This is a genomic window from Mycobacterium sp. 155, assembly GCF_000373905.1.
In the GTDB taxonomy this organism is placed as follows: Bacteria; Actinomycetota; Actinomycetes; order Mycobacteriales; family Mycobacteriaceae; genus Mycobacterium.
Window position 1 is genome coordinate 21,472 of the sequence record NZ_KB892706.1, and the last position, 10,301, is coordinate 31,772.

The 10,301-nt window shown below is 65.3% G+C and carries 10 protein-coding genes; 5 read left to right on the top strand and 5 right to left on the bottom strand.

Annotated features, from left to right (window positions below; all coding sequences use genetic code 11):
• Positions 1 to 114: 114 nt before the first annotated feature.
• The gene (locus B133_RS0121485; protein ID WP_018604102.1) at positions 115 to 531 is read left to right on the top strand and encodes a DUF302 domain-containing protein; all 417 of its coding nucleotides are present in this window, start codon (positions 115 to 117) and stop codon (positions 529 to 531) included.
• On the opposite strand, the gene B133_RS0121490 is transcribed toward B133_RS0121485, so the two are convergent.
• Positions 528 to 2,900, bottom strand: a complete 2,373-nt coding sequence (locus B133_RS0121490) for a cation-translocating P-type ATPase (RefSeq protein ID WP_018604103.1) — start codon at positions 2,898 to 2,900, stop codon at positions 528 to 530. The genes B133_RS0121485 and B133_RS0121490 overlap by 4 nt on opposite strands.
• 204 nt (positions 2,901 to 3,104) lie before the next feature.
• Here B133_RS0121490 and B133_RS0121495 point away from each other — a divergent pair, with 204 nt between their 5' ends.
• Positions 3,105 to 3,845, top strand: a complete 741-nt coding sequence (locus tag B133_RS0121495; RefSeq protein WP_018604104.1) for a TIGR00730 family Rossman fold protein — start codon at positions 3,105 to 3,107, stop codon at positions 3,843 to 3,845.
• Between the two features lie 2 nt (positions 3,846 to 3,847).
• Here B133_RS0121495 and B133_RS0121500 read toward each other — a convergent pair whose 3' ends face one another.
• The 3 genes from B133_RS0121500 to B133_RS23420 all read right to left on the bottom strand — a co-directional run bounded on the left by B133_RS0121500 (position 3,848) and on the right by B133_RS23420 (position 6,744).
• Positions 3,848 to 5,110, bottom strand: a complete 1,263-nt coding sequence (locus B133_RS0121500; protein ID WP_036419810.1) for an MFS transporter — start codon at positions 5,108 to 5,110, stop codon at positions 3,848 to 3,850.
• Positions 5,110 to 6,216: a PLP-dependent cysteine synthase family protein gene (locus B133_RS0121505; RefSeq protein WP_026256734.1), complete on the bottom strand. Its 1,107-nt coding sequence runs from the start codon at positions 6,214 to 6,216 to the stop codon at positions 5,110 to 5,112. Before B133_RS0121505 ends, B133_RS0121500 begins: the two co-directional genes overlap by 1 nt.
• 120 nt (positions 6,217 to 6,336) lie before the next feature.
• The gene (locus B133_RS23420) at positions 6,337 to 6,744 is read right to left on the bottom strand and encodes a hypothetical protein (protein WP_232423385.1); all 408 of its coding nucleotides are present in this window, start codon (positions 6,742 to 6,744) and stop codon (positions 6,337 to 6,339) included.
• Between the two features lie 243 nt (positions 6,745 to 6,987).
• Between B133_RS23420 and B133_RS0121515 the strand changes: the two genes are divergently transcribed.
• The 3 genes from B133_RS0121515 to ripB all read left to right on the top strand — a co-directional run bounded on the left by B133_RS0121515 (position 6,988) and on the right by ripB (position 9,272).
• On the top strand, positions 6,988 to 7,317 hold the full coding sequence (locus tag B133_RS0121515; RefSeq protein ID WP_026256735.1) for a cupin domain-containing protein: 330 nt from the start codon (positions 6,988 to 6,990) through the stop codon (positions 7,315 to 7,317).
• A gap of 284 nt (positions 7,318 to 7,601) precedes the next feature.
• Positions 7,602 to 8,198: a bifunctional 2-polyprenyl-6-hydroxyphenol methylase/3-demethylubiquinol 3-O-methyltransferase UbiG gene (locus B133_RS0121520; RefSeq protein WP_018604112.1), complete on the top strand. Its 597-nt coding sequence runs from the start codon at positions 7,602 to 7,604 to the stop codon at positions 8,196 to 8,198.
• Between the two features lie 294 nt (positions 8,199 to 8,492).
• The gene (gene ripB, locus B133_RS0121525; protein WP_081618306.1) at positions 8,493 to 9,272 is read left to right on the top strand and encodes an NlpC/P60 family peptidoglycan endopeptidase RipB; all 780 of its coding nucleotides are present in this window, start codon (positions 8,493 to 8,495) and stop codon (positions 9,270 to 9,272) included.
• Between the two features lie 118 nt (positions 9,273 to 9,390).
• Here ripB and B133_RS23135 read toward each other — a convergent pair.
• A partial coding sequence (locus B133_RS23135; RefSeq protein ID WP_018604116.1) for a Gfo/Idh/MocA family protein occupies positions 9,391 to 10,301 on the bottom strand: 911 nt, incomplete at its 5' end.

A 10,301-nucleotide genomic window follows, 5' to 3' on the forward strand; every position in this document is an offset into this window, starting at 1 on the left:
GCGTTGCGGCGTTGGATAGGGCTGCCCTAGTCGTTCTGTGAAGATTCGATAAAGAACGGTCCTTGCGGCTCATAGTCCAGGAAGTCGGCGGGAGCTTCGGGGAAGCTAGTCCTCATGTCCTTTGCTATCTCGACGTCACTGCAGACCTCCTTCGCCGACGCGGTGGCCCGCACCCGCGAAGCCCTGGCTGATCAAGGTTTCGGGGTTCTTACCGAGATCGACATGAAGGCCACGCTGAAGAAGAAGCTCGACGCCGACATGGAGGACTACCTGATCCTCGGGGCGTGCAACCCTCCATTGGCCCACCGGGCAGTGGACATCGACCGCCAGATCGGGCTGTTGTTGCCGTGCAATGTCGTGGTGCGTGCTGATCCTGCCGACGCCACCCGGGTGCTGGTTGAGGCGATGGATCCGCAGATGTTGGTGCAGGTGACCGGCGAAGCGGGGCTGCAGGAGGTGGCCGACGAGGTCGCCGGGAAGCTGCGTGCAGCGATCGACGCGGTAGGCGCCACGTCCGGCAAACCGTCCTAGACGGCTGGCGACGCCTCCTCTGTCGTTGGAGCCGGTGGCGAAGGCAGCTTGAGCCGTTTGAGCATCAGCGCGTTGACCGCGACGATCAGGCTTGAGCCCGACATTGACAGCGCGGCGATCTCCGGGCGCAGCACCAGTCCGAAGGCGGGCTGGAAGACGCCGGCGGCAATCGGCAGCGCGATGACGTTGTAGCCCACCGCCCAGCCGAGGTTCTGGCGCATCTTGCGCAGAGTTCCCCGGCCGATGCGCAACGCGATCGGGACATCGAGGGGATCGGAGCGCATCAGGACAAGGTCGGCGGTCTCGATCGCAACGTCGGTGCCAGCCCCGATGGCCACCCCGAGGTCGGCTTGGGCCAGGGCGGGGGCGTCGTTGACCCCGTCGCCGACCATGGCGGCTTTGCGGCCCTGGGTCTGCAGGTCGGCGATCTTGGCGGCCTTGTCGCCGGGCAGCACCTCGGCGATGACGGTGTCGATACCCAACTGGCCGGCGATGCGCTGTGCGGTGGCCTGGTTGTCGCCGCTGAGCATGACGACCTGCACCCCCAAGTCGTGCAGCGCAGTCACCGCCTGGGCGGATGTTTCGCGTACGGCGTCGGCCAGGGCGATCACCCCGACCGCGCGGCCGTCCACGGCGATCAAGACCGCAGTACGCCCGGTGGCGGCCAACTCGTCGCGCTGCGCCATCAACGCGGCCGGAACGTCCACCTCCTGCTCGACCATCAGCTTGCGGTTGCCGACAGCCACCCGCCGGCCGCCCACCGTCGCAGTGGCTCCGTGCCCGGGCACGTTGCGGAACCCGCTCAGCGGCGCCGCGGTGATGCCCCGGTCGGCGGCATAGCGCACGATCGCCGCCGCCAACGGGTGCTCCGACTCGGTCTCCACCGCGGCGACCATAGCCAGCAGTTCCTCCTCGCTGATTCCTTCGACGACGAAATCAGTCACTTCAGGCTCACCCTTGGTCAGCGTGCCGGTCTTGTCCATCACGACCGTGTCGATGCGCGCCGAGGTCTCCAGCGCGGTGGCGTTCTTGAACAGCACCCCGCGCTTTGCACCCAATCCGGTGCCCACCATGATCGCCGTCGGAGTCGCCAAGCCCAGGGCGTCCGGGCAGGTGATCACCACGACCGTGATCGCGAACAACAACGCCGACTGCACACCGGCGCCCACGGCCCACCACACCAGAAAGGTCACGGTTCCGCCGACCAACGCCACCAGCACGAGCCAGAACGCGGCCCGGTCAGCCAGCCGCTGGCCGGGAGCCTTCGAGTTCTGGGCCTCCTGCACCATCGAAACGATCTGGGCCAGCACGGTGTCCGAGCCCACCTTGGTGGCCCGCACCCGCAGTGTTCCGGTGGTGTTGATCGACGCCCCGATCACACTGTCACCCGGCGCCTTGGACACCGGAAGGCTCTCCCCCGTCACCATCGACTCGTCGACTTCGGAGTTCCCCTCCTCCACCGTTCCGTCCACCGGGACCTTCGCCCCAGGCCGGATCAACAACAGATCCCCGGCAACCACCTCGGCAGTGGGAACCTCCACCTGCTGCCCATCCCGAATCACCACCGCCATCGGCGGAGCCAATTCCAGCAGGGTGCGGATCGCCTCGTTGGCCCCACCGCGTGCCCGCATCTCGAACCAATGTCCCAGCAGCACAAAGGTTGTCAGCACCGCGGCCGCTTCGTAGAACACCTCGCCGCCGCCGGTGAAGGTCACCCCCACGCTGTAGAGCCAGCCCGCGCCGACCGCCACCGCGACCAGGACCATCATGTCCAAGGTGCGGGCCCGCAGCGCCCGCCACGCCCCGTCGAAGAAGATCCACGCCGAGTAGAACACCACCGGCAAGCTCAGCAGGAAGGTGAACACGTCGTCGCGCAAACCGAACGGCGCGGGCACGGTGAAGCCGAGCATGTCGCGGCCCATCGGCGACCACAGCATGATCGGGATCGACAGCACCAACGCGACCAAGAACCTGTTGCGCATGTCGCGGACCATGTCGTCCATCGACATGCCGGCGTGACCACCGTGGCCCATCATCTCGTGCGGAGAGCGTTGCACCACTGCGGGATGGTCGTGGTGTTCACCGGCGGATATGGGCTCCGCGGGCCCAGGCGGGGGTTCCGACATCGGATCGCAGATGTGATCGGGCACCGACCGGCCCGCACAGTGGAAACCGCAGTCCCGAAGCCACTTTGACAATTCGGCAACCGACGTTACGGCCGGATCGAAGACCACGGTGGCGGTCTGATTGACCGCGTTGGCCTGCACCGAACTCACCCCCGGCCGTCGCAGCAGCGTGGACTCCACCACAGCTGCCGAGGTGGCCCAATGCAGCCCGTGCACGTCAAGCACGACCGTGGCCGTGGTCATCGAATCCCTCCCGCTACCGGCCCGCGGTGGAATGGGCTTACCTGATCATTCGCACCCACGTGATTTCCCTCCAGCCTGGGGTCAATCGTCATCGTTGCCAACGGAGTTATGGCGCAGGTATGGGTTCTGTAAAGATTCGACAAAGACTTTTAGTGCCGAGTCTGCGCCAAACTGCGAACCGGTCCGGACCAATACCCTGACGCCATGGTCTCTCTGCAGCCCCCCACGCCGCACATTCCAGCGACCCTCGATGAGGAATTGCTGTGCTGCCTTGCCCCGGGCTATCCCGATTTCGCCGCACACGATCCCGAGCGGGTGGCCCGCATCGGCAACGAGGTCGCCTACGGCTTCACCGCGATGGCCGACGTCGCCCAGGCCGTGTCGATATTCGGATCGGCGCGCACCCCGCCGAATCATCCGCACTACATCCTGGCGCGCGCAGTGGCAACCCGATTGGGGGCGTACGGGTTTGACATCATCACCGGTGGCGGACCCGGGATCATGGAGGCGGCCAACCGGGGCGCCCGCGACTCTGCGGTGCGCTCGATCGGTCTCAATATCGAGTTGCCCCATGAGCAGATCGTCAATCCTTTCGTTGATCGGTCGCTTCGGTTCCGGTACTTCTTCGTCCGCAAACTGATGTTCATCCGCTACGCGTCGGCATTCGTGGTCTTCCCCGGTGGGTTCGGAACTCTCGATGAACTGTTCGAGGCGTTGACGTTGATCCAGACCGGGAAGATCCGGCACTTTCCGGTCGTGCTGGCCGGATCGCAGCACTGGAGCGGCTTGGTCGGGTGGATCCGCGCCCAGCTTCTCAGCGGCGGGATGGTGTCGCCCGAGGATGTCACGCTACTGACGGTGCTTGACGACCCTGACGCTATCGCTGACGTGATCATGCACTGGCGGCGCCGCCAGCTGGAGACCTACCAGGCCCCCGCCTCGTGACATCACTGCCCCGTACTGACGGCCGGACGATCCGCGACCGGCTGCAGGTGACCATTGCGGGCCAGGGCATGCAGCGCCGCGGCTGACAGCAATCCGATTGCGACCAGCGCGGCCCATGTCAGTTTGGTGGCGCCGTGACCCCGGGCAATCTGCAGCACGTACCCCGTGGCGAGGTTTCCGGCCAAGATGCCCATGCCGACGATGGTGTTATAGAAGCCGTAATGGGTGCCCACCAGTCGGCCCTCGGCTAATGCCACCACGGTGTCCATCTCGAATGGGAAGACCGCCGCTGAGCCGACCGCCAGCACGGCGGTGGTCACGAGCAAGGCCGCCAGTGCGACCACCCCGCCGAACCAGGCGTCGGGCACGACAAGCAATGGCACGAACGACAGTGCGATCACCATCATGCCGATCGCCAGTGCGCGGCCAGACCCCCAGCGAGCGGCGAACCATCGGGTGATCCTCATCTGTGCGGCGACCGCGACAACACCAGAAACCACGAAGATCGCGGCCACCACTACCGACGCGTGGCCTGGTGACAGGACGGCGGCGTGCAGCGGCAGCGCCAGGTACACCTGAAATGACAGCACGTAGCACCCGATCATTGCCAGGGCGAACAACAGGAACGAGCGGTTGGAGACCACGGTGCGCCAGTCCTGAATGACCGAGCCGGCGGTCTCACCGGCCGCAGGGGCGCGACGTGGTAAAGCGAACAATTGCGCGATCGTCAACAGCGCGAACACCGCGGCGGCCCCAGCCGCAGTGAGGCGGAAGTCGACTGCCATGAACGCCAACCCCACCAGCGGACCGGCCAGGATGCCCGCCTGATAGAAGACGTTAAACACCGCGAACACTTCCACGCGACGCTCTCCGGCCTCGTCGGCGAGGTACGCGCGCACCGCCGGGTTGAACAGCGCCCCGGCGAATCCCGTTGCAGCCGAGGCGATCAACACCATGGGCAGCGATTGCGCGACTACGAGCAGCGCGAAGCCAGCGGTGCGCAATAGGCAGCCGGCCACGATCAGCGGCTTGTAGCCGAGCCGGTCGGCCAGGGTGCCGCCCACGATGAACATGCCCTGCTGAGAGAAGTTGCGTACCCCTAGAACGAGGCCGACCGCCCACGCCGCCAGGCCCAGTGGCCCGGCCAGATAGCCCGCCAGGTAAGGCATCAGCATGTAGAAGCCGAGGTTGATGCCGAACTGGTTGATCATCAGCAGCCGGCTTGGCCAGCTGAAGCTGCGGAACTCCCCCGTGATGTCGCTCATCACACCCGCCTGTCCGGGGCCGCCACCGTGGCGCACCGGGTCCAGGACTGGACAGCGACACATCCGGGATCGTCGATTGCGCCCGGCTCGATCGGTTGCTCACCAGCGAGCAGACCGTGCTCGTGGCAGTAGTCGTCGTTGTAAATCGTGTCGAAGTAGCGCTGCGGTCCGTCGGGGAAGATCGCCGCGACGGTCGCCCCCCGCGCATGGGTCTGGGCTGCCCAGCCTGCGACCAGAGCGACCGCCCCCACACTCCACCCGCCGGTGGCGTAGTGGGTGGCCGCCAGGGCCCGGCACGCCCAGACCGCCTCTGCCGGAGCTACCCAATGGACCTCATCGAAGGACGTGTAGTCCACGTTGGCAGGGTAGATGCTCGAGCCGAGCCCCCGCATCAGCCGCGGCTGGACGGGTTGTCCGAATATCCGTGACCCGATGGCATCCACACCGATCAGTTTCATGGCCGGGTTGAACTCGCGTAGCACTCGTGCCACTCCGGCCGAATGCCCGCCGGTGCCCACTGAACACACCAGTACGTCCACATCGCCGACTTGTGCCCGCAACTCCAAGGCCAGCCCGCGGTAGGCGGCGACGCAGTCAGGATTGCTGTACTGATCGGGATGCCAGGCTGTGGGATCCTCGGCCAGCAGCTGACCGACCCGGTCCCGGCGGGCCTGCTGCCAACCGCCGTCGGGATGCGGCTCGGTGACCTGATCGACCCGCGCCCCATAGGCGGTGAGCATCCGCATGAGGATGGGCTCAAGACCGGGGTCGGTGACCACCGTTACCGGGTGCCGATAGGCCATACCGGCTAGCGCTAAGCCCAAACCCAATGTGCCGCTGCTGGACTCGATGATGGGGGCACCCGGGCGCAGCGCTCCGCGAGCAAGGGCGCGTTCCACCATGTGCAGAGCCGGGCGGTCTTTCATGCCGCCGGGGTTGAAGCCCTCCAGCTTGGCCCAGAAGCCACCTTCACCGGCGGTAAAGGGCGCGGCAATGCGCAAGACTGGCGTGTTGCCGACCATGGAGGAGGGCCGGTCATTGCGCCGCAGGCCGCGTGGAGCGGCGGCGTGGGCTGGGAACGGGTGAACTGGCAGAACAGATGTCATGGAATATGTCGCTTCCGCGTGATGGCCGCGACGGCACGCGCGCGGCCGCTGGTCATGGACAGCGGGCACCGACCAGCCATCACCACAAGGACGGGGTGGAGCCGGTCTGCGGCTATCCGATCAGCGTCGCGCGACGCAGAACAACGTCAAGATGTCCGGCCCGGACAGGGCCGCGACAACCGAGCGGGGCGGGGCGCGGCCAGCGGCCGGCTCGTCCTGAGCCGACAGCTGCCATAGCACCACTAACCCGACTAACAGACTCAGTGCCAACAACATCCCGCGCAGCCGTGGGACGAAAAAATCGGCGAGCGAATCGGGTAGGCACTGCTGGATGCCAGAATCGATGTGGGCATGGTCGGCATCGGAGATGACGTGCCCGTAGAGGGCCGAGGCTGTTTCGTGGCTGTGCAACTGCGGGGGGTGCTGCGACGATGCCGTGCTGGACGCCGGCGCTGCGAGGCATAGCAGAGCGACTAGGCCAACTATCACCCACAGTCCGCGGCGCGGCGACGGGCTCGAAGCGTGCATAGTGACCGCGACTTTAGCATCGCGATCCAGGCCGGGCATCGACCCACGAACTTGATGCCGAGTCGTAATACCGCCGCGACAACGGCGTTGAGCCACCGCAGCCGTTGGCATCCGCCGATAGCCGAACGGGCGGCGGCGGTGGCACCTGGGCCGTTACTGCAGCCCTACCGCCGACCGACGTAATCTGCCATCCTAATTTGCGGATTGCTCGCACCGAACATGAGAAAGCGGTACACACCCACCTTGAGGAAACACTCGCTCGACGCGACTGTGCGGCATCTTCTAGCCCACGCCTCCGCGCAGCCGAGCGGTCGCAGCGCAGAGACCGTTTATGGCGGTCACGAACACGTGCTGCGCCAGACCGTTATCGCGTTGCTCCAAGGGCAGGCATTGGGCGATCACGAGAACCCTGGAGAAGCCACCGTGTACGTCCTGCACGGTCGAGTGCGCGTATCTACCCAGGACACGCAGTGGGACGCCATCACCGGTGACCTGCTTGCGCTCCCACCGGTGCGGCATCGCCTCGACGCCGTCACCGACGCAGCGATACTGCTCACAGTTGCCAAGACCTAACGGCCGCGATTGGACTCGCGCTGACGGCGCATCATGGCCGACGGACACATGCGTGATCCCTCTGGTTGCCGGCGAATCACTGCCATTCGATGGCCGCCCACCCGTGAGAGTAACTGTCTGACAGGTTACTTCGGTAAGCGGCAGCTTTCCGTCGAGGGCCACAGCCATGCTTCATCGGAGCGGCCCTCAACGCCGTCCGCGCACATGTCAATTGGCCATTGCGTTGTGCGGTATACCCCCGTAGGGTATCCAGGATGGGGCCATGGCCAGCAGAAGGAGGTCCAATGAAGCTCAACGCGTTCGAACGCGCCGCGATGAACAACCCTGTCCGCGCCGCCCATCAGCACCACCGTGAGGCGAGCTGGTTCCGCCGGTTGGCCGGCGGCGACTTGTCCGGCCAGCAGGTTTTAGAGGTCGGGTGCGGACGCGGAGTCGGGGCTGAAGTGATCCTGGACCGGCTCGGCGCCGCGGACGTCACAGCATTCGACCTCGACGAATCGATGGTCGAACTGGCACGCAGGCGGTTACACGGGCGGCCGGTGGATCTGTCAGTCGGCGATGTATGCGAGATCGCGCAGCCGACAGGGAGCACCGACACGGTGGTGAACTTTGGGATCATCCACCACGTCCCGAACTGGCAGCAGGCGGTGGCAGAGATCGCCCGCGTGCTCCGCCCCGGCGGGCTGCTGCTGTTTGAGGAGGTACCCCGCCAGATTCTCGACACCTGGGCGTTCCGGACCTTCACGTTGCATCCTCGTGAAAATCGTTTCGAGGCAGCGGAATTCGCAACAGAATTGGCGCGCCACGGCCTGCACGGCACTGGTGAGTGCGAGCACCATCTTGGGGGTATGGTGTTCGTCGGCGCAGCACGAAAGGCCTGAGTGGCCCGCTGAGTGGTCGTGACACACCCGTTCACTACGCCGAGGCTCCCGTCTTCCGCGATCTGACGAGTCCGCGGCCCCCAGTTCCAAAACAGAAACAGCCCACGGAATTACAAGACTGTAGTTTGTGACGGCTGTTTCCAATGGTGCCAAAGTGATGTACGTTAATTTTCGACACGGGGTTAATACGTACTTAGTAACTACGTAGATATCCTGCGCCAGGTTGGTATCAGACCCGACCCGCCCAGCGTGGCATGGCAATCCACCGCCGCGTCCGAAAGAGAGCTAAAGCTGATGCCGGTTCCATCGCGCACCAACAATCGCGACGAATGCCCGCCACCGCGTCCGAGCCGGCCCCGCCGTGCGACTCGTCGGCTCTGGAGTAGGCGGTCAGCCGTTCTGGGATTCGCCGTCGTTGCGACGCTGCTGGCAACCCCGCTTTCGCCCGCCCGAGCCGAGCCGACGAATGGCCCGTGGGACCCGTTGCTGCCCCAGGTGCTCAGCGCGGGAGCTCCGGGTGACCCCTTGGCGATCGCAAATGCCTCGCTGCAGGCGACCGCCAAGGCTGCGCAAACTACGATGGACCTAGGGCGTAAATTCCTCGGCAGTCTCGGCATCGGAAGCCCGACAAGCGATCCGCCGTCTGTTTTCAGCGGCAACCGCGTCAGCGGCAAGCAGGCTATCGAGTACGTAATCCGCCGAGCCGGATCACAGATGGGGGTGCCCTATTCCTGGGGCGGCGGGAGCCTCACGGGTCCAAGTCTCGGAATCGACTCCGGCGCCAATACGGTCGGCTTCGACTGCTCAGGATTGACTCGGTACGCCTTCGCCGGCGTCGGCATTTTGCTGCCCCGGTTCTCCGGGGCCCAATACGACGCGGGCCGCAAAGTGCCGCCATCGGAGGCTAAGCGCGGCGACCTGTTGTTCTGGGGTGCCGGCGGGGGTCAGCACGAAGCCCTCTACCTCGGTGGAGGCCAGATGCTTGAAGCGCAGCAAACCGGTGTGCCCGTGAAGATTTCACCAGTGCGCACCGCTGGTATGACACCGTACGTCACTCGCATCATCGAGACCTAGGCGTATGACCCAGCGCCTTGGTGATGGCGTGGCGTGTTGACATGACGAAGACCGCTGAGTGAACTTCCCAGCTTTCTGGGACACGCAAACAACACTGGAAGTGTTCTTGGTCCACCGTTCAACTGCGCTCGCGGAGTGGAAGGCCCGCAGTGTGATAGACCGCATCGATGACAGTCATGTTTTCAACCGCGTCTTGCGGCGTCGTCTTCACCGGTTCGCCACGCAGCACCGCCGCAGCGAAAGCGTCGAGCTGATACGCATAGGACGAGCGGCGCGAGAATCGTTCCACGCGATTGCCGTTGGCTGATCGGACCACGAGCCGGTGGAAGAGCTGTGGCATCACCGGATTGAGCACACGCAGCTCGCCACGGTCGCCTACCACCCGAGCGCTCATTCGCAGCAGATTCGAGGACCACATCGAGCAGGAGATCCGGCCGGTGTGCCCGCCGGGAAATCGCAACTCGGCCGTCATAGCCCGGTCGATCTGCGGATCGTGCAGCTTCGCCCGTGCCGAAACGACTTCCGGTCTCGCACCACCGAACGCACGCGCCATGTTCACCGCATAGCACCCGGCATCCATAGTCGCACCGCCGGCGAGCGAGTAGCGATACCGGATGTCGGAGAACCTCGGCAGGGGGTAGCACAAAGTTGCCTCCACCCGCTCGAGCTTCCCCAGTTCGCCCCCTGCAATGATCTGCTCGATTCGCAAAGCAAGTGGATGGTAACGGTAGTGGAAGGCCTCCATCACCACTCGGTCCGACGTCGCGGCGAGGTCGGCGACCTCCCGGGCTTCGGCAGCGTTGGCGGCGAACGGCTTCTCACACAACACGTGCTTGCCGGCGGCCAGTGCCGCTCGAGTCCACCTGCCGTGCAAACTGTTCGGCAGCGGATTGTAGATAGCATCGAGGTCCGGGTCGGCGACCAGCGCCTCGTAATTGTCGTGCACCCGGGCGATGCCGTGTTTGGAAGCGAACGCAGCTGCACGCAAGTTTTCGCGCGCTGCGACCGCGGCAACGACGACCTCGGCAC